This is a genomic window from Pseudomonas sp. KH_040 (assembly GCF_057839305.1).
On sequence record NZ_CM174487.1, the window covers coordinates 4118235 to 4137476 of the forward strand.

The window sequence follows — 19242 nt, forward strand, 5'->3', positions numbered from 1 at the left end:
ATGAGTGAAGCGCTGGTGCTGTGCCGCTTTGTGCATTTCATCGTGGTGTTGATGCTGTTCGGGGCCTGGTTGTTCAGGCCGTTGCTGCTCAGGGATGAGGCGCTGCAAGTGGACCGGCACCTGGCGCGACTGACGCGTTGGCTGGCCGTTGTGGCGCTGGTCAGCGGGATTGCCTGGGCGCTGTTGATCACTGCGAGTATGGCCGGTTCGGTAGCGGCGGCGTTTGATCCGGACACGGTTGCACTGGTGTTGGGCAATACGTTTTTCGGTCAGGTGTGGCGCTGGCATCTGCTGATCAATGCCGCGCTGTTGGCGTTGCTGCTTACGCCTTGGCATTCGAACATGCCGTCGCGGCTGGGCCTGAGCGCCTTGCTACTGGCAACCCTCGCACCGGTCGGGCATGGCGCCATGCTCGATGGTGTGAGCGGCCATTTGCTGATTCTCAACCAGATCGTGCATCTGATCTGTGTGGCGGCGTGGCTGGGCGGGCTGTTGTTGCTGGTGATGATTTTGCGTCAGCCGACGGAGCCGATGCGTGAAGTTTTGCGGCGCTTCAGCGGAGTCGGTTATGCCTTGGTCGCGGGGCTGCTGATCACCGGTTTGATCAATGTCCGCGTGCTGACCGGCCAGTGGTGGCCGACGCCGCTGTTCAGCGGGTTTGCGTTGATTCTGTTGATCAAGGCGCTGATCGTGCTGGGGATGCTAGGGTTGGCGCTGTTCAATCGCTTGCGGGTTGAGGATTGCGAGCAGCGGATGGGCACGCTCCGGCGCACTGTGATGCTGGAATGGTTACTCGGCATTGGTGCCGTAGCCGCCGTATCCCTGCTCGGCACGCTACCGCCAATGATCACAACCTGAAACACGATCCCCCTGTGGGAGCTGGCTTGCCAGCGATGGCGGTGTGTCAGGAACAGATATTTCGGATATGCCGACGTCATCGCTGGCAAGCCAGCTCCCACAGGGTTATCTGTTGATCAGTGAGGTTGGGTGTTGCCTGCTGCAGTGTCGATGCTGACCACCACCGACATCCCCGGACGCAACCGTTCCTCTTCCTGTTGATCCGGATCGATGGTGATCCGCACCGGCACCCGCTGGGCAATTTTCACAAAGTTGCCGGTCGCGTTATCCGCCTGCAACAACGCAAATTCAGAACCAGTCCCCGGCGAAATATGCTGCACATGCCCGGTGAATTTACGGTGGTTCAAGGCATCGACGGTGAAGCGCACCGGTTGCCCGACGCGCACATTGTCCATCTGGGTTTCCTTCATGTTGGCGATCACCCATTTCTGGTTCGGCACCAACGCCATCAACTGCGCCCCGGAGTTGACGTAGGCGCCGAGACGCACGCCGATCTGCCCGAGCTGACCGTCACGCGGGGCAACGATGCGCGTGTTCGACAGGTCGATCCGCGCCAGTTGCACCGCTGCTTCGGCGCTGGCCACGGCCGCTTCCAGCGAGCCACGATTGACGATCACCGTTTGCAGATCCTGGCGGGCGATTTCCAGATTGGCCTTGGCCTGCGCCACCCCCGCAACACTCTGCGCATTCGCCGCCAGTGCTACATCCATCTCACGCTTGGACACCGAACCGTCGCGCACCAATTCCTGGTTACGGCGCAGATCGGCCTCGCTCTTGCGCAACTGCGCTTCGCTGTCGGCCTGTACGGCCTGACGCAATTTGATCGTCGCCTCGGCGCTGTTGCGTTGCTGCACGACATTGGCCAATGCGGCTTTCTGTACCGCCAGTTGCGCCAGCGACTGGTCGAGGCGCTGCTGATAGATGCGGTCGTCCAGGCGCACCAGCAAATCCCCGGCCTTCACGTACTGGAAATCCTGCACCGGCACTTCATAGACATAACCGGCGAGTTGCGGGCCGATGATCGTTACCTGGCCGCGAATCAGGGCGTTTTCGGTGGTCTCGACGGCACTGCTGAATGGCGGCAGTTGCCAGGCATACAGCACGATCAACACACCGACGATGGCAATCGCCGCGAAGCCCATTGAAGAGATGATCCGCACCCGCAGCGAGCGCGGCTCGGTGTTCGGTGATGACGGCGGCGCTACACCTTCAGGTGTGGCGGCAATGGCATTGGTGGTCGTGGTGGTCGGTTCGGTCATGAAGAAGTGGCACCGCTCGAAGGTGTGGATGGCGCTGGGGCGACGGCTTTGGTGGTGCTCATCAGCCACAGCGCGCGAATGGACAGCCAGATCATGGTCAGCACCGCAATCACGGCGATCAGCATGAACACATCGTTGTAGGCCAGCACGTTGGCCTCACGGGTGGCGGCATTGGACAGGCTGCGAATACCCGCCAGGTTGCGCAGACTCGGGTCGGCCAACAGCGAACCGTAGGCCGAGCCGCCGCTCTGCACGCGTGCAGCCACCAACGGGTCAGACAGCGTCAGGTGCTCAACGATGTGACTGGAATGAAATTTTTCCCGGACGATCTGGAAGGTGCCCAGAAGCGCCGCGCCCAGCAGGCCGCCGAGGTTATTGCAGATCCCGAACAGCACCGAAAAGCTCACCAGATTACGCGGATTGGTCAGCACGTTACGAGTACCGAAAACCATGGTCGGGCCGAGGAAAAACGTGCTGCCGAAGGCCAGCAGGAATTGACTGAAATAGAGGTTTTCCGGGCGCGTCAGGTTGTTGGAAAAACTATCCATCACCGACCCGGTGGCCATCAGACCCAGCGAGATGATCAACGGCATCAGCAGGTGCTTGGGGTCGATCGTCAGTGCGCTGGTCAACAGTCCCGCAACACTGCCGATCAGCATCACCACGTACAGGCTGTGCAACTGCTCATAGCCCATGTTCAGGTTCTGCATGAAACCCACCGCACCGGTGGACTGCTCCGAGGTGACCATGCGAATCAGGGTCACCGCCAGCGCCAGGCGGATCATCGTCCCGCTGCCCAGCCAGCGGGTCATCAGCAGCGGGTTGCTGCGGTTATGTTCGATGGCCAGACCGGCGATGATCAAGGCAATCGAAGCAGCCAACGCATAGCCGATCCAGTCGGCCTCCAGCCACCAATCGATCCGCCCGAGCGACAACACCGCACACAGCAACGCCACGCCAGTGGCGAGAATGGCAAAGGTGAGAAAGTCGAGTTTTTCAAAGGTTTTGAAGCGGTCGCCCGGCGGCAACTTGAGCATCAATACACAGCCCAGCGAGAGCAGCGCCATGCCCAATTCGAACAGGTACAAACCTCGCCATTCGGCAATCTGCAGCAAGTCTTCGGAGAACAACCGCGCCAGCGGCAAGGCCAGTTGCGAGGTGCCGAGGCCGAGCACCAGCGCCTTCATCCGCCACTTCGCCGGGAACGCCTGAACCATGTAATACAGACCCAGCGAACTCAGCGCTGCGCCGACCATGCCGTGGGCCGCGCGCACCGCCACCGCCGAATTGAGGTCATTGACGAACAAATGGCCGAAGGTCACCAGCGCATACAACACCAGGAACACTTCGGTGAACGCACGCAACCCGAACTGCTGGCGAAACTTCACCAGCAGCAGGTTCATCGACACATTGGTCATCACGAACGCTGCCGGCAGCCAGGCCATTTCCGCGGTGGTCGCGCCGAGCGCACCTTGCAGGTAAGGCAGGTTGGCCACCACCAGCGAGTTGCCCAACCCACCGGTGACCGCCACCAGCACACCGACCAGCGCATAGGCCAGGCGCTTGGGATTGGAATGCAACGGCGTTGAGGGGGAACCGGGCAGACTGGGCTTTTCGTGGGGCTGCCAGTTGCGCGGGGCGTATTGATCCATTGCAAGGCCTTGTGCGGAAGGTGGGTGAAGTTTGCCGCAAATTCACCGGCAACACACATCCCATGGACAACACAGATACTTGTAGGAGCTGTCGAGTGAAACGAGGCTGCGATCTTTTGATCCTGTTTTTTTTAAAAAGCCAGATCAAAAGATCGCAGCGTTCCGCAGCTCCTACAAAGTGATCTGCGTCGCGACGGCAAGTCATCGTATAACTTGCTGTTGACATTCCCGTAAAACCTAGGAAATATCCGCACCCATGTTGTACGACGACGTATGACAAATAATAAAAACAACAAACGAAACAGGGAGCGTCACAGTGAGCACACTCGTCTGCAGTTCCGTCCGCCCTTCCCGCTTTGCCACGCTTCGCCCGCGTTCCACCCTCGGCCTGATCGGCTGCAGCAGCCTTGCCTTGGCCTTACCGATGAGCGCCGATGCCGAAGGCTTTCTCGAAGACAGCAAAGCCACGCTGAACCTGCGCAATGCCTACTTCAACCGCAACTTCGTCAACCCGGCCTACCCGCAAGGCAAGGCTGAGGAGTGGACGCAAAACTTCATCCTCGATGCCAAATCCGGCTTCACCCAGGGCACTGTGGGGTTCGGCCTCGATGTGCTGGGAATGTATTCGCAGAAGCTCGATGGCGGCAAAGGCACGGGCGGCACGCAACTGTTACCGATCCACGATGACGGACGCCCGGCCGACAACTTCGGCCGCCTCGGCGTAGCGCTGAAAGCCAAGGTATCGAAGACCGAATTGAAGGTCGGCGAGTGGATGCCGGTGCTGCCGATCCTGCGCTCCGACGATGGCCGCTCGCTGCCGCAGACCTTTCGCGGCGGCCAGATCACCTCCACCGAGATCAATGGCCTGACTGTCTACGGTGGCCAGTTCCGTGGCAACAGCCCGCGCAACGACGCGAGCATGGAAGACATGTCGATGAACGGCCGCGGCGCGTTCACTTCCGACCGCTTCAACTTTGGTGGCGGCGAGTACAGCTTCAACGACAAGCGCACGCAGGTCGGTGTCTGGTACGCCGAACTCACGGACATCTACCAGCAGCAGTATTTCAACCTCAGCCACAGCCAGCCGTTGGGCGACTGGACGCTGGGCGCCAACCTCGGTTTCTTCACCGGCAAGGAGGACGGCAGCGCTCAGGCCGGCGACCTCGACAACAAAACCGCGTTCGCCCTGCTTTCGGCCCGCTACGGCGGCAACACCTTCTATGTCGGCCTGCAAAAGCTCAGCGGCGACGACGCGTGGATGCGGGTCAACGGCACCAGCGGCGGCACCCTCGCCAACGACAGTTACAACGCCAGCTACGACAACGCCAAGGAACGCTCTTGGCAGCTGCGCCACGACTACAACTTCGTCGCCCTTGGCGTTCCCGGTCTGACCCTGATGAACCGCTACATCAGCGGCGACAACGTACACACCGCCACCACCAATGACGGCAAGGAATGGGGCCGCGAGTCGGAACTGGCCTACACCGTGCAGAGCGGCCCGTTGAAAAACCTCAACGTGAAATGGCGCAACGCGACGATTCGCCGGGACTTCAGCACCAACGAGTTTGACGAGAACCGGATCTTTATCAGTTATCCGATTTCGTTGTTGTAAAGCCAGTCGCCACACCGGATTTCCCTGTGGGAGCGAGCCCGCTCGCGAAGGCGGCGTGTCAGTCGATACAAGAGTTACCTGGACCGGCCTCATCGCTGGCAAGCCAGCTCCCACAGGATTTTGTGGTGAATGCGGTAATTGAAAACAACGCTGATACCTGTGGGAGCTGGCTTGCCAGCGATGGCGGCGGCAGATTCACCATTGATGTTAATTGACACACCGCTTTCGCGAGCAGGCTCGCTCCCACAAGGAGATTGCATTGCAACGAAGGAGTCGCGGTGATTGAAAAGTGAATGAGCCCCTTCCGTCATTTACACCAAAAGTCGCGTTGACAAGTTCCGGAAACCCTACCGATACTTCAGCGCAGTCATACGACAACCTACAACAAACCTAATAACAACGTGTAAGGGATTGCCATGACGTCTACCTCTACTCCCCGCGCCCCGTTCAACCGTCTGCTGCTGACCGGCGCCGCCGGTGGCCTGGGCAAAGTCCTGCGCGAACGGATGCGCCCTTATGCCAATGTCCTGCGCCTGTCGGACATCGCCGCCCTCACCCCGGCCATCGATGATCGTGAAGAAATCGTGGTCTGCGATCTGGCCGACAAACACGCCGTGCACCAACTGGTCGAAGGCGTCGATGCGATCCTGCATTTTGGCGGTGTCTCCGTCGAGCGGCCCTTCGAAGAAATCCTCGGCGCCAACATCTGCGGTGTGTTTCACATCTATGAAGCCGCGCGCCGGCATGGCGTCAAGCGGGTGATCTTCGCCAGTTCCAACCACGTCATCGGCTTCTACAAACAGGATGAACCACTCGACGCCAGTTCCGCGCGCCGCCCCGACGGCTACTACGGTTTGTCCAAGTCCTACGGCGAAGACATGGCCAGTTTCTATTTCGATCGCTACGGCATCGAGACCGTGAGCATCCGCATCGGCTCCTCGTTCCCCGAGCCGCAAAACCGTCGAATGATGCACACCTGGCTGAGCTTCGACGACCTCACGCAATTGCTCGAACGCGCGCTGTACACACCGAATGTCGGCCACACCGTGGTCTACGGCATGTCCGCCAACAAGGACGTCTGGTGGGACAACAAATTCGCCAGCCACCTCGGTTTTGCCGCGAAGGACAGCTCCGAGGTGTTCCGCGAAAAGGTCGAAGCGCAGCCAATGCCGGCCGCCGATGATCCGGCGCGGATCTATCAGGGCGGCGCGTTTGTCGCCGCAGGTCCGTTCGGCGGCTGATCACTCTGACAACGACGCAAGGGAATGAGTATGCAAGCCGATTTGATCGTCGATGCGCGCAACGCCGTGGGCGAAAGCCCGGTCTGGGTGGCAGAGGAAAACGCACTGTACTGGGTGGATATTGCCAACGGCGGGCTGCAACGCTGGAGCGCCGAGACCGGCCATGTGCATGCCTGGAAAACCCCGCAGATGCTCGCCTGCATCGCGCGCCACAGCCGTGGCGGCTGGGTCGCCGGCATGGAAAGCGGCTTCTTCCATCTGCACCCGCACAGCGACGGCAGCCTCGACAGCGAGCTGCTCGCGAGTGTCGAGCACAACCGTGACGACATGCGCCTGAACGATGGTCGTTGCGACCGTCAGGGCCGCTTCTGGGCCGGCAGCATGGTGCTGAACATGGGCCTGAACGCGCCCGAAGGCCGGCTCTACCGCTACGGTGCCGGGCAGTCTGGCGTCATCGAAACGCAGCTCGACGGTTTCATCGTGCCCAACGGCCTCGGTTTCAGCCCTGACGGCAAGACCATGTACCTGTCAGATTCGCATCCCGACGTACAACTGATCTGGGCGTTCGATTACGACACCGAGACCGGCACACCGTCGAACCGCCGCGTCTTCGTCGACATGAACCACTTTCCCGGCCGTCCCGATGGAGCCGCCGTGGACGCCGAAGGTTTCTACTGGATCTGCGCCAACGATGCCGGCCTCATCCACCGCTTTGCCCCGGACGGTCGTCTTGATTTCTCGCTGGAAGTGCCGGTGAAGAAACCGACGATGTGTGCCTTCGGCGGCAGCCGCATGGACACCCTCTTCGTCACCTCGATTCGTCCCGGCGATGACCACGATCCGCAATCCCTGGCCGGCGGCGTTTTCGCCCTCAACCCCAACGTCAAAGGCCTGCCGGAGCCGCTGTTCAACGATTCCCTGTAATACCCGCTTGTACTGCACCGCTGCGCCTTGAACACAAAAATAACAAGACTGGAGACTCACCCCCATGAACTTCAAACGCACCTTGCTGGCCGCTGCACTCCCGCTGATGGTTACCTTCACTGGCGCCGCTCAGGCCCTGCAACTCAAATTCGCTGACATTCACCCCGCCGGTTATCCAACCGTGGTGGCCGAAGAAAACATGGGCAAGACGCTGACCAAGGAGACCAACGGCGAACTGACCTTCCAATACTTCCCCGGCGGTGTGCTGGGCTCCGAAAAAGAAGTCATCGAGCAGATGCAAGTCGGCGCCGTACAGCTGTCTCGCGTCAGCCTGGGTATCGTCGGCCCCGTGGTCCCGGACGTGAACGTGTTCAACATGCCGTTCATCTTCCGCGACCATCAACACATGCGTAACGTCATCGACGGCGCAGTGGGCGACGAGATCCTCGACAAAATCACCAACTCTGAGTTCGGCCTGGTGGCCCTGGCCTGGATGGACGGCGGCACGCGCAACGTCTACACCAAGAAACCGGTGCGCAAGCTCGAAGACCTCAAGGGCATGAAAATCCGCGTGCAAGGCAACCCGATGTTCATCGACATGATGAACGCCATGGGCGGTAACGGCATCGCCATGGACACTGGCGAGATCTTCAGTGCCCTGCAGACCGGCGTGATCGACGGCGCGGAAAACAACCCGCCAACCCTGCTCGAACACAACCACTTCCAGAATGCGAAGTACTACAGCCTCACGGGCCACCTGATCCTGCCAGAGCCGATCGTGATGTCGAAAATCACCTGGGAAAAACTGACTCCGGATCAACAGGCGCTGGTCAAGACTGCCGCCAAGGCTGCCCAGGCCGAAGAGCGCGTGCTGTGGGACAAGAAGTCCGCTGCCAGTGAAGAAAAACTCAAGGCCGCCGGCGTCGAATTCATCGAGGTCGACAAAAAACCCTTCTACGACGCCACCGCGCCGGTGCGGGAAAAGTACGGCGCGAAGTATGCCGACCTGATCAAGAAAATCGAAGCCGTTCAGTAACGCCTCCCGCTCCGTCCTCATGAACAAGGCCCGGTGCGCCCGATGACTGCGGCGCACCCGGTTACGGTGGAACCCGATGAAGAATCTACTGCTGCGTATCAACGACAAGATCTACATGACGTGCATCTGGGTCGCCGGCCTTTCCGTCCTGGCGATTTCCCTGATGATTCCCTGGGGCGTGTTCGCCCGCTACGTGCTGGGCACCGGTTCGAGCTGGCCCGAGCCCACGGCGATCCTGTTGATGATGGTGTTTACCTTCATCGGTGCCGCCGCCAGTTACCGCGCCGGCGCGCACATGGCCGTGGCCATGCTCACCGATCGCATGCCTCCACAACTGAGATCTGCAGCGGCGATATTTTCACAGCTGCTCATGGCGGCGATCTGCATCTTCATGACGATCTGGGGCGCCAAGCTGTGCATGTCCACCTGGAACCAGTTCATGGCAGCCCTGCCCGATCTGCGCGTTGGCGTGACCTATCTGCCAATTCCTGTGGGCGGCTTGCTGACGCTGGTTTTCGTGCTGGAAAAACTCTTGCTCGGTGACCAGAGCAAACGGCGGGTCGTGCAGTTCGATCTGGTTGAAGAAAGTGAAGGTGCCGCTTAATGGACGCTCTGATTCTGCTGGGCAGTTTTATCGTATTGATCCTGATCGGCATGCCGGTCGCCTACGCGCTCGGCGCGGCCGCCCTGATCGGTGCATGGTGGATCGACATTCCGTTCCAGGCGGTAATGATCCAGGTCGCTTCGGGGGTGAACAAATTCTCGCTGCTGGCCATTCCGTTCTTCGTCCTGGCCGGGGCGATCATGGCCGAGGGCGGCATGTCGCGTCGATTGGTGGCGTGTGCCGGGGTGCTGGTGGGTTTTGTCCGCGGCGGTCTGTCACTGGTCAACATTGTCGCCTCGACCTTTTTCGGCGCGATCTCCGGTTCGTCGGTGGCCGACACCGCGTCGGTGGGTTCGGTGCTGATTCCGGAAATGGAACGCAAGGGCTATCCACGGGATTTCTCCACCGCCGTGACTGTCAGCGGTTCGGTGCAAGCGCTGCTGACCCCGCCCAGCCATAACTCGGTGCTTTACTCCCTGGCCGCCGGCGGCACGGTTTCGATTGCCTCGCTGTTCATGGCGGGCATCGTGCCGGGCTTGCTGATGAGTGCCTGCCTGATGGTGCTATGCCTGATTTTCGCGAGAAAACGCGATTATCCCAAAGGTGAAGTGATCCCGATGCGCCAGGCGTTGAAAATCGTCGGCGAAGCCCTCTGGGGCCTGATGGCGATGGTGATCATCCTCGGCGGCATCCTGTCCGGCATCTTCACCGCTACCGAATCGGCGGCCATCGCCGTGCTGTGGTCGTTCTTCGTCACCATGTTCATCTACCGCGACTACAAGTGGCGCGAACTGCCGAAACTGATGCACCGCACAGTGCGGACGATTTCGATCGTGATGATCCTGATCGGTTTCGCCGCGAGCTTCGGCTACATCATGACCCTGATGCAGATCCCGGCGAAGATCACCACGCTGTTCCTGACCCTGTCGGACAACCGCTACGTGATCCTGATGTGCATCAACGTCATGCTGCTGTTGCTCGGCACGGTGATGGACATGGCGCCGCTGATCCTGATCCTGACGCCAATCCTGATGCCGGTGATTCTCGGCATCGGCGTCGATCCGGTGCAGTTCGGCATGATCATGCTGGTGAACCTGGGGATCGGATTGATAACGCCGCCGGTGGGTGCCGTGCTGTTTGTCGGTTCGGCGGTGGGCAAGGTCAGTATCGAGAGCACCGTGAAAGCGCTGCTGCCGTTCTATGCCGTGCTGTTCCTGGTGTTGATGCTGGTGACTTACGTGCCGGCAATTTCGCTGTGGTTGCCGCACTTGGTGTTGTAACAACCTGAAAGATCGCAGCCTCGTTTCACTCGACAGCTCCTACAGGGAAACGCAATCCCTGTAGGAGCTGCCGAAGGCTCGGGCCGCGATCGGACGATCTTTTGATCTTCCAATACTCACGCCCGCAACAACATATACCCCGCCACCACCAGACAGACACTGGCAAATCCCACCTGCAACGCCCGCGCCGGCACCCGTGCACAGAGCTTGCGCCCGATGATCATGCCGACAATGCTGGCGACGATGAACGCCGCGCCCTGCCCGTCAATCCGCACACCGGCGTGGAACGAGCCGATCACGCCAATCGCCGAAATCAGGCTGATCACCATCAACGATGTGGCGACAATCCCGCGCATTTGCACATCGGTTAGTTGCTTGAACGCCGGCACGATCAAAAAGCCGCCGCCGACACCGAGCAATCCGGACACCACGCCGGTAATTGCGCCCAGTGCCGCCAACGTAGCAGTGCATTTAGCGGTCCAGTCGAAGCGCCCGGTTTGTTCATTGAGCATGCAATTTTTCTGACCCCAGCTGGCGTGACCGTGATCGCTCGGCCCCTCCTGCTGACGCTCGCGGCGCAGCATGCGCCAGGCCACCATGACCATCAGCAGACTGAACAGGATCATCAGGATTTTCTCCGGCAACTGGTGCGCGAAGTAGATTCCCAACGGCGAGAACACCGCACCCAACGCCGCAATCAACAACGCCGCGCGATAGCGCACCAGGCCATGACGCAGGCCGTCGATGGCACCGACCGCCGCCGCACTGCCGACCGCAAACAGCGCCACCGGCGCCGCTTGCGTCATCGTCCAGCCAAGCCCGAGCACCAGTGCCGGCACCGCAAGAATCCCGCCGCCGGCCCCGGTCAAGCCAAGGACCAACCCCATCACCACGCCAAACAGACTTGCCAGCAACATAGGGTTTTCTCAGTCAACCTTGGACAGACCAGTCAGCCACTCGCGGCCTTTGAGCATGCCGTTCCAGTAGAACCACGGCAGCAAGGTTGCCTTGAGAAACCATGCCGAACGTCGCGCCACGGTCGGATCCAGTGGAAAAGTCGGTAGCAACTTGCCGGCATAACCGAACTCGGCGAGGATCACCTTGCCCTTCTCCACCGTCAGCGGGCAGGAACCATAGCCGTCGTACTTCAGCGGCAGCGGTTGTTGTTTGCGCAGGGCCCGCAGGTTTTCCGCGACCACAACGACTTGCTTGCGCACGGCAGCTGCGGTTTTCGCGTTACTGGTGCCGCAGATATCACCGAGTGCGAATACCTCGGGATAGCGCGGATGCTGAAGGCTGTGCGGGTTGACTTCGCACCAGCCGGCGGCGTCGGCCAACGCGCTTTGTGCGATGAAATCCGGCGAAACCTGCGGCGGCACGACGTGCAGCAGATCGAAGGTTTTCGCCTCGCGGATGACATTGCCATCGGCATCCTTGATCTCGAACCACGCGGTTTTCGCCGGGCCGTCGACCTTGACCAGATTCGAATTGAACGCCAACTGCGCGTTGTACTTTTCGATGTACTTCATCAACGGCGGAACAAACGTCGCCACACCGAACAGCGCGGCGCCGGCCAGGTTGAATTCGACATTGATATTGTTCAGCGCACCGTTTTTACGCCAGTGATCGCAGGACAGGTACAGCGCCTTTTGCGGCGCGCCGGCGCATTTGATCGGCATCGCCGGTTGGGTGAACAGCGCTTTGCCGCCGCGCAGTTTCTGCACCTGATCCCAGGTGTACTGCGCATGCTGATAGCTGTAATTGGAGGTGACGCCGTGCTGGCCGAGGCTTTCCTGCAAACCTTCGATTTTCTCCCAGGCCAGACGCAGGCCGGGGCAGACAATCAGGTTCTGATAGCTGACGGTACGTTGATCATTGAGGGTGAGTTGGCGTTTGTCCGGGTCGATCGCGGTGACTGCCGCTTGCAGCCAGTTCGCTTGCTTTGGCATGACCTTGTTCATCGGCCGTGCGGTGTCTTTGACGTCGTAGGCACCACCGCCGACCCGCGTCCACGCCGGTTGATAGTAATGCTGGGCGCTGGGTTCGATCACGGTAACTTTCAGAGCCGGATCACGTTTGAGCAGACTGGCGACGAAACCGATACCGGCCGTACCGCCGCCGATGACCACGATGTCCGCACTGATGGATGGGCCCCAGTGTTGATCGTTCATTGCTTGTTCCTTTTGCTGCACGCAAGGATTTCTCAGCCTTCACACAAATCCATTGTAGGGGTTGTGTGTTGGCTGGCATTTATTGATGGCCGAGACTTTTCAGCACTGCCCCGCAATACAGTCCGGAGAGCGTTTTCATGACCTGAATGACTTCCGGACTGGCGAGGCCGTAGAAAATGTATTTGCCCTCACGACGGGTCGCGACCAGCCCTTCATCGCGCAGGATGCCCAGTTGCTGCGACAGCGTCGGCTGGCGCACACCGGTCATCTTTTCCAGTTCGCCGACATTGCGTTCGCCCTGGGTCAGTTGACAGAGGATCAGCAGGCGATCCTCATTGGCCATGGCCTTGAGCAAGGCGCAGGCCTTGGAGGCCGAAGCGCGCAGTTGGGCGACTTCACATTCGGTCAGACTGGATTGCATTTGCACGATGCCTTCAAGGTCACTTAAGCTGCGAACATTATGTTTTTAGATAAAGTGTTGCAACCCATTTTCCTCGTTCAGGTTGGTGTCCATGCCCGCGCAGATTGAAGCTTTCCTCGACCCCGCCTCCTCGACCTACAGCTATGTGGTCTATGAAGCCGACGGCGGGCAATGTGCAATCGTCGATCCGGTGCTCGATTACGACGGCGCCGCCGGGCGCACCTGCACCGCCCAGGCCGACAAAATCATCGCCTTCGTTCGCGCCCACAACCTGCAAGTGCAGTGGCTGCTGGAAACCCACGCCCACGCCGATCACCTGTCCGCCGCGCCGTATCTGCGCCGGGAACTGGGCGGGAAAATCGCCATTGGCGAATCGATCAGCAAAGTGCAGAACGTGTTCAAGGCGCTGTTCAATCTGGAGCCGGAGTTCTGCGTCGACGGCTCGCAGTTCGATCACCTGTTTGCGCCGAACGAGTCATTCCGGATCGGCAATCTCAAAGCCACTGCCCTGCATGTGCCGGGGCATACACCGGCTGACATGGCCTATCTGATCGATGGCGAGCAGATTTTGGTAGGCGACACCCTGTTCATGCCGGATGTCGGCACCGCGCGTTGCGACTTTCCCGGCGGCAACGCTCATCAGCTGTTCAATTCGATTCACAAACTGCTGGCCTTCCCCGCCAGTGTGAAACTCTACGTTTGCCACGATTACCCGCCCGAGGGACGCGCCTCACAATGCCAGACCACCGTCGGTGAGCAGCGCAAAGGCAATATTCATGTGCATGACGGGATCGATGAAGCGGCGTTCGTCGAGATGCGCACCAAACGTGACGCCGGGCTGGGCATGCCGACGCTGCTGCTGCCAGCGATTCAGGTCAATGTGAGAGCGGGGAATTTGCCACCGGCGGAGGAAAACGGTGTGGTTTACCTGAAGATTCCGCTCAATTCCCTATAGGAAAAAACCACCCGCCCCATTGCAGGATTATTTTTCCTACGAACACTGGCGACAGTGATGAACTGGTGAAAATCCTGTAAGCGAGCAGACTCCATTGGGCAAACATTCAATGGAGTTTTCGCAATATGGATATTCGTCGTAATCACCGTGACATGACCGCGCAACAGAAATCCGCATTCATCGATGCCATCCTGAGGCTGAAAAACAACGTCGACAGCGTCCTGCGCCCCGGACAGCAGAGCCGCTACGATGACTTTGTGCAGATCCACAAGAATTCGATGGGCCGGGGCAATCCGCTGGTACCCAATCCGCATCTGAGTCCGCTGTTCTATCCGTGGCATCGAGTTCTGATTCGCCAGTTCGAACTGGCCCTGCAGTCCGCCGCCAGTGACACGACCATCACCCTGCCCTACTGGAACTGGCAACTGACCGGAGCGGACAACCCCTTCACCTCGGACTTCATGGGGTCAAACGGTGACAACCTGCAAGATCAGCGTGTCACCAGCGGCGCGTTTTCCAGGGAGCACTCGCAATTCGATGTCAGGGTCTGGGACGAGGGCGTTGGCAACACCGGCATTCGTCGAAATCTGGGGGCAAGCGGCGCACTGCCCACCCCGCTGGATGTTATTTCGGCCCTGAACAGAACGCCTTACTGGATGAATGAAAGCGGCTGGGAAAACATTTCGGAAAGCCTTTTGCACAATCCGGTACATGCCTGGATTGGCGGCAGCATGGCACAAGCCTCCTCACCCAACGATCCGATATTCTTCCTGCACCACTGCTACCTCGACTTGCTGTGGGAGCGCTGGAAACATCAGCATGCTGGAACCCCAGGCTTTACCAATGAGGCTGGCTCGGCCACCAACGAAACCGTGCTGGTATTTCATCCGGCCAATGAACTGGCGCCCTGGGAGCAAACCTTTACCGTCCAACAAACCCTCTATACCGCGGAACTCGATTACCGATATGACTACATCTGACTTCAGTTACCTAGCGTCAGGCCGTTCGCTGGCAAGGGCAATGCAGTCTTGTAGCGCACCTGTTTGAGCGCAAAGCTCGATCGGATATTCGCCACACCGGGAACCTTGGTGAGGAAGTCCATCATGAAGCGTTCCAGCGACTGAATCGTCGGCACCAGGACCCGGATGAGGTAATCCGGGTCTCCGGCCATCAGGTAGCACTCCATCACTTCCGGGCGATCGGAGATCGCCTCTTCGAAATGCTGCAGCGCTTCCTCAACCTGCTTTTCCAGGCTGACGTGAATAAACACGTTCACATGCAGCCCCAGCAGATCAGCATCCAGCAGCGTGACCTGCTCGCGAATCAGGCCTAATTCTTCCATCGCCTTGACGCGATTGAAGCACGGCGTCGGCGACAGGTTTACCGAGCGTGCGAGGTCGGCGTTGGTGATGCGCGCATTCTCCTGAAGGCTGTTGAGAATGCCGATGTCGGTACGGTCCAGTTTGCGCATGAGACAAAACCACCTGTTTTTTATGTTTATGCAGAATTTCTATCTGCAAATCGTCTCCAGCGCAACGAAACAGAGATAAATATTCTTCTTGCCCGGGCCTATGATTGTTGTAGGACAAGATTTCTTCTACCGAAGAATGACTGCCAGCTCACTACAAGAAATTCACAAGATCGAGCGTAGAAGCCATGACCCAAGCGTATGAACCGCTGCGTCTGCACGTCCCTGAACCCTCGGGCCGTCCAGGCTGCAAAACCGATTTTTCCTACCTGCATCTGACCGATGCCGGTACGGTGCGCAAACCTTCCATCGACGTCGAACCTGCCGACACCGCCGACCTGGCGCGTGGGCTGATTCGCGTGCTCGACGATCAGGGCAACGCCCTCGGCCCATGGGCCGAAAACGTGCCGGTCGAGATTCTGCGTAAAGGCATGCGCGCCATGCTCAAGACGCGCATCTACGACAACCGCATGGTGGTCGCCCAGCGTCAGAAAAAAATGTCGTTTTACATGCAAAGCCTTGGCGAAGAAGCCATCGGCAGCGCTCAGGCCCTGGCCTTGAACATCGACGACATGTGTTTTCCGACCTATCGCCAGCAAAGCATCCTGATGGCCCGCGAAGTGCCTTTGGTCGACCTGATCTGCCAACTGCTGTCCAACGAGCGCGATCCGCTCAAAGGCCGCCAGTTGCCGATCATGTACTCGGTCAAGGAAGCCGGTTTCTTCACCATCTCCGGCAACCTTGCGACCCAGTTCATTCAAGGCGTGGGCTGGGGCATGGCCTCGGCGATCAAGGGCGACACAAAAATCGCCTCGGCGTGGATCGGTGACGGCGCCACCGCCGAATCAGACTTCCACACCGCCCTTACCTTCGCCCACGTTTATCGCGCGCCGGTGATCCTCAACGTCGTGAATAACCAATGGGCGATTTCGACCTTCCAGGCCATCGCCGGTGGTGAAGCCACCACCTTCGCCGGACGCGGCGTCGGTTGCGGCATCGCTTCGCTGCGCGTGGATGGCAACGACTTCTACGCAGTTTATGCCGCCTCTGCCTGGGCCGCTGAACGCGCCCGCCGCAACCTCGGCCCGACCATGATCGAATGGGTCACCTACCGCGCTGGTCCGCACTCGACCTCCGACGATCCGTCGAAATACCGCCCGGCCGATGACTGGAGCCACTTCCCGCTCGGCGACCCGATCGCCCGCCTCAAGCAACACTTGATCAAGGTCGGTCACTGGTCTGACGAAGAGCACGCTGCCGTCAGCGCCGAGCTCGAAGCCGAAGTGATTGCCGCGCAGAAACAGGCCGAACAGTACGGCACCCTCGCCGGCGGCCAGATTCCTAGCGCCGCGACCATGTTCGAAGACGTCTACAAAGAGATGCCGGAGCACTTGAAGCGCCAGCGTCAGCAGTTGGGGATCTGACATGAACGATCACAACAACAATATTCAGCTGGAAACCGCCATGACCACGACCACCATGACCATGATCCAGGCCCTGCGCTCGGCCATGGATGTGATGCTTGAGCGTGACGACAATGTCGTGGTGTTCGGTCAGGACGTCGGCTACTTCGGCGGCGTGTTCCGTTGCACCGAGGGCCTGCAGACCAAGTACGGCACCTCGCGGGTGTTCGACGCACCGATCTCGGAAAGCGGCATCGTCGGCGTTGCCGTCGGCATGGGCGCCTACGGTCTGCGCCCGGTCGCCGAAATTCAGTTCGCCGACTACGTCTACCCCGCTTCCGACCAGATCATTTCCGAAGCGGCGCGCCTGCGCTATCGCTCGGCCGGCGAGTTCACCGCGCCGATGACCCTGCGCATGCCTTGCGGCGGCGGCATCTACGGCGGCCAGACCCACAGCCAGAGCATCGAAGCGATGTTCACCCAGGTGTGCGGCTTGCGCACGGTGATGCCGTCCAATCCGTATGACGCCAAAGGCCTGCTGATCGCCTCCATCGAAAACGATGACCCGGTGATCTTCCTTGAGCCGAAACGCCTGTACAACGGTCCGTTCGACGGCCACCACGACCGCCCGGTAACGCCGTGGTCGAAACACCCGCAAGCCCAGGTTCCGGACGGCTACTACACCGTGCCGCTGGACGTTGCTGCGATTACCCGTCCGGGCAAGGACGTCACAGTGCTGACTTACGGCACCACCGTTTACGTGTCGCAAGTCGCTGCCGAAGAATCCGGCGTGGATGCAGAAGTCATCGACCTGCGCAGCCTGTGGCCGCTGGACCTGGAAACCATCGTCAAATCGGTGAAGAAAACCGGCCGCTGCGTGGTGGTTCACGAAGCCACCCGCACCTGCGGTTTCGGCGCCGAACTGGTGTCGCTGGTGCAAGAGCATTGCTTCCATCACCTGGAAGCGCCGATCGAACGCGTCACCGGTTGGGACACCCCCTACCCGCACGCGCAGGAGTGGGCGTATTTCCCAGGGCCGTCCCGAGTGGGCGCAGCGCTGAAACGGGTTATGGAGGTCTGAATGGGCACGCACGTTATCAAGATGCCGGACATCGGCGAAGGCATCGCAGAAGTAGAACTGTCGCAGTGGCACGTCAAGGTTGGCGATCTGGTGGTTGAAGATCAGGTGCTGGCGGATGTGATGACTGATAAGGCGATGGTCGATATTCCGTCGCCAGTGCACGGGAAAGTGATTGCGCTCGGCGGTCAGCCGGGTGAGGTGATGGCGGTTGGCAGTGTGCTGATCAGCATTGAGGTTGAAGGTGCCGGTAACTTGAAAGAGTCCGCCGCACCCGCGCCGGTCAAAGAAGCACCTGCGGCGTCGAAAGTTGAAGCCGTTGTTGAAAGTAAACCTGCTCCAGCCGCCCCGCGTCCGGCTGCTGTTTGCCAAGGCCCGATGGTTGCTCGCGAAGCGGACGAACGCCCGCTCGCTTCGCCAGCCGTGCGCAAACACGCGCTGGATCTGGGGATTCAATTGCGCCTGGTACGCGGCACTGGCCCGGCCGGTCGCGTGCTGCACGAAGACCTTGAAGCCTATCTGGCACAAGGTCAGTCCAACGTTTCAGCGCCAGTCGCCGCCGCTTACGCCCAACGTAACGACGAAGAACAGATTCAAGTCATCGGCATGCGCCGCAAGATCGCCCAGCGCATGCAGGATGCTACCCAGCGTGCCGCGCATTTCAGCTACGTCGAAGAAATCGACGTCACCGCGATTGAAGAACTGCGCGCGCATCTCAATGAAAAACACGGCGCCAGCCGTGGCAAGTTGACCTTGCTGCCGTTCCTCGTCCGCGCGCTGGTCGTTGCCCTGCGCGACTTCCCGCAGATGAACGCGCGTTATGACGACGAAGCCCAGGTCATCACTCGCCTCGGTGCGGTGCATGTCGGCGTCGCCACGCAAAGCGATGTCGGCCTGATGGTGCCCGTGGTGCGTCATGCCGAAGCGCGCAGCCTGTGGGACAGCGCCGCGGAAATCTCGCGTTTGGCCAACGCCGCGCGCAATGGCAAGGCCAGCCGCGATGAATTGTCCGGCTCGACCATCACCCTGACCAGCCTCGGTGCATTGGGCGGTATTGTCAGCACGCCAGTGTTGAACTTGCCGGAAGTGGCGATCGTCGGCGTCAACAAAATCGTCGAACGGCCAATGGTCGTCAAAGGCCAGGTGGTGATCCGCAAGATGATGAACCTCTCCAGTTCCTTCGATCACCGCGTGGTCGACGGCATGGACGCGGCCCTCTTCATCCAGGCCATTCGTGGCTTGATCGAACAACCTGCCACTTTGTTTGTGGAGTAAGGCGC

Annotated in this window: 18 protein-coding genes; 12 read left to right on the forward strand and 6 right to left on the reverse strand. The window is 59.9% G+C overall.

Annotated elements, in window-relative coordinates:
• The gene (copD, locus tag AC3IUF_RS18230; RefSeq protein WP_489278896.1) at positions 1 to 858 is read left to right on the forward strand and encodes a copper homeostasis membrane protein CopD; all 858 of its coding nucleotides are present in this window, start codon (positions 1 to 3) and stop codon (positions 856 to 858) included.
• A 116-nt stretch (positions 859 to 974) separates the two neighbouring features.
• Here the strand turns inward: copD and AC3IUF_RS18235 are convergent, their stop codons facing one another.
• On the reverse strand, positions 975 to 2117 hold the full coding sequence (locus tag AC3IUF_RS18235) for an HlyD family secretion protein (protein WP_007915117.1): 1143 nt from the start codon (positions 2115 to 2117) through the stop codon (positions 975 to 977).
• Entirely contained in the window at positions 2114 to 3769 is a 1656-nt protein-coding gene (locus AC3IUF_RS18240; protein ID WP_007915115.1) for an MFS transporter, read from the reverse strand. Before AC3IUF_RS18240 ends, AC3IUF_RS18235 begins: the two co-directional genes overlap by 4 nt.
• Positions 3770 to 4085: 316 nt before the next feature.
• On the opposite strand from AC3IUF_RS18240, the gene AC3IUF_RS18245 reads away from it, so the two are divergent.
• The 6 genes from AC3IUF_RS18245 (at position 4086) to AC3IUF_RS18270 (ending at position 10466) form a co-directional block, all read left to right on the forward strand.
• Positions 4086 to 5381, forward strand: a complete 1296-nt coding sequence (locus tag AC3IUF_RS18245; RefSeq protein ID WP_489278898.1) for an OprD family porin — start codon at positions 4086 to 4088, stop codon at positions 5379 to 5381.
• Between the two features lie 416 nt (positions 5382 to 5797).
• Positions 5798 to 6622: an NAD-dependent epimerase/dehydratase family protein gene (locus AC3IUF_RS18250; protein WP_489278899.1), complete on the forward strand. Its 825-nt coding sequence runs from the start codon at positions 5798 to 5800 to the stop codon at positions 6620 to 6622.
• A 30-nt stretch (positions 6623 to 6652) separates the two neighbouring features.
• Complete coding sequence (locus tag AC3IUF_RS18255; RefSeq protein ID WP_489281677.1) at positions 6653 to 7546, forward strand: SMP-30/gluconolactonase/LRE family protein; 894 nt, start codon at positions 6653 to 6655, stop codon at positions 7544 to 7546.
• Positions 7547 to 7610: 64 nt separating this feature from the next.
• The gene (locus AC3IUF_RS18260) at positions 7611 to 8582 is read left to right on the forward strand and encodes a TRAP transporter substrate-binding protein (protein ID WP_007915104.1); all 972 of its coding nucleotides are present in this window, start codon (positions 7611 to 7613) and stop codon (positions 8580 to 8582) included.
• A gap of 76 nt (positions 8583 to 8658) precedes the next feature.
• Positions 8659 to 9186: a TRAP transporter small permease gene (locus AC3IUF_RS18265; protein ID WP_007915101.1), complete on the forward strand. Its 528-nt coding sequence runs from the start codon at positions 8659 to 8661 to the stop codon at positions 9184 to 9186.
• The gene (locus tag AC3IUF_RS18270; protein WP_007915098.1) at positions 9186 to 10466 is read left to right on the forward strand and encodes a TRAP transporter large permease; all 1281 of its coding nucleotides are present in this window, start codon (positions 9186 to 9188) and stop codon (positions 10464 to 10466) included. The genes AC3IUF_RS18265 and AC3IUF_RS18270 overlap by 1 nt, the downstream gene beginning before the upstream one ends.
• A 116-nt stretch (positions 10467 to 10582) precedes the next feature.
• On the opposite strand, the gene AC3IUF_RS18275 is transcribed toward AC3IUF_RS18270, so the two are convergent.
• From AC3IUF_RS18275 to AC3IUF_RS18285, 3 genes are all read right to left on the reverse strand, one after another.
• Complete coding sequence (locus AC3IUF_RS18275) at positions 10583 to 11383, reverse strand: sulfite exporter TauE/SafE family protein (RefSeq protein ID WP_007915096.1); 801 nt, start codon at positions 11381 to 11383, stop codon at positions 10583 to 10585.
• A gap of 9 nt (positions 11384 to 11392) precedes the next feature.
• Positions 11393 to 12637, reverse strand: a complete 1245-nt coding sequence (locus AC3IUF_RS18280; protein ID WP_489278901.1) for an NAD(P)/FAD-dependent oxidoreductase — start codon at positions 12635 to 12637, stop codon at positions 11393 to 11395.
• A 79-nt stretch (positions 12638 to 12716) separates the two neighbouring features.
• A complete protein-coding gene (locus AC3IUF_RS18285) occupies positions 12717 to 13058 on the reverse strand; it encodes an ArsR/SmtB family transcription factor (protein WP_007915092.1) in 342 nt (113 codons plus the stop codon).
• A 91-nt stretch (positions 13059 to 13149) separates the two neighbouring features.
• Between AC3IUF_RS18285 and AC3IUF_RS18290 the strand changes: the two genes are divergently transcribed.
• Together AC3IUF_RS18290 and AC3IUF_RS18295 are read left to right on the forward strand one after the other, a co-directional pair.
• Positions 13150 to 14013 carry an MBL fold metallo-hydrolase gene (locus tag AC3IUF_RS18290; protein WP_095113618.1) on the forward strand — a complete coding sequence of 288 codons (864 nt, stop codon included), beginning with the start codon at positions 13150 to 13152 and terminating at the stop codon, positions 14011 to 14013.
• Positions 14014 to 14138: 125 nt separating this feature from the next.
• Entirely contained in the window at positions 14139 to 14993 is an 855-nt protein-coding gene (locus AC3IUF_RS18295; protein ID WP_007915089.1) for a tyrosinase family protein, read from the forward strand.
• Positions 14994 to 14995: 2 nt separating this feature from the next.
• On the opposite strand, the gene bkdR is transcribed toward AC3IUF_RS18295, so the two are convergent.
• Positions 14996 to 15484 carry a Bkd operon transcriptional regulator BkdR gene (bkdR, locus tag AC3IUF_RS18300; protein WP_007915088.1) on the reverse strand — a complete coding sequence of 163 codons (489 nt, stop codon included), beginning with the start codon at positions 15482 to 15484 and terminating at the stop codon, positions 14996 to 14998.
• A gap of 185 nt (positions 15485 to 15669) precedes the next feature.
• On the opposite strand from bkdR, the gene AC3IUF_RS18305 reads away from it, so the two are divergent.
• Genes AC3IUF_RS18305 through AC3IUF_RS18315 form a run of 3 tightly spaced genes read left to right on the forward strand, consistent with a single transcriptional unit; the run spans position 15670 to position 19237 of the window.
• Entirely contained in the window at positions 15670 to 16905 is a 1236-nt protein-coding gene (locus tag AC3IUF_RS18305; protein ID WP_489278903.1) for a 3-methyl-2-oxobutanoate dehydrogenase (2-methylpropanoyl-transferring) subunit alpha, read from the forward strand.
• A gap of 1 nt (position 16906) precedes the next feature.
• Positions 16907 to 17965, forward strand: coding sequence for an alpha-ketoacid dehydrogenase subunit beta (locus AC3IUF_RS18310; protein WP_003224000.1), 1059 nt, complete (start codon positions 16907 to 16909; stop codon positions 17963 to 17965).
• Positions 17966 to 19237, forward strand: coding sequence for a dihydrolipoamide acetyltransferase family protein (locus AC3IUF_RS18315; RefSeq protein WP_489278905.1), 1272 nt, complete (start codon positions 17966 to 17968; stop codon positions 19235 to 19237).
• Positions 19238 to 19242 lie beyond the last annotated feature (5 nt).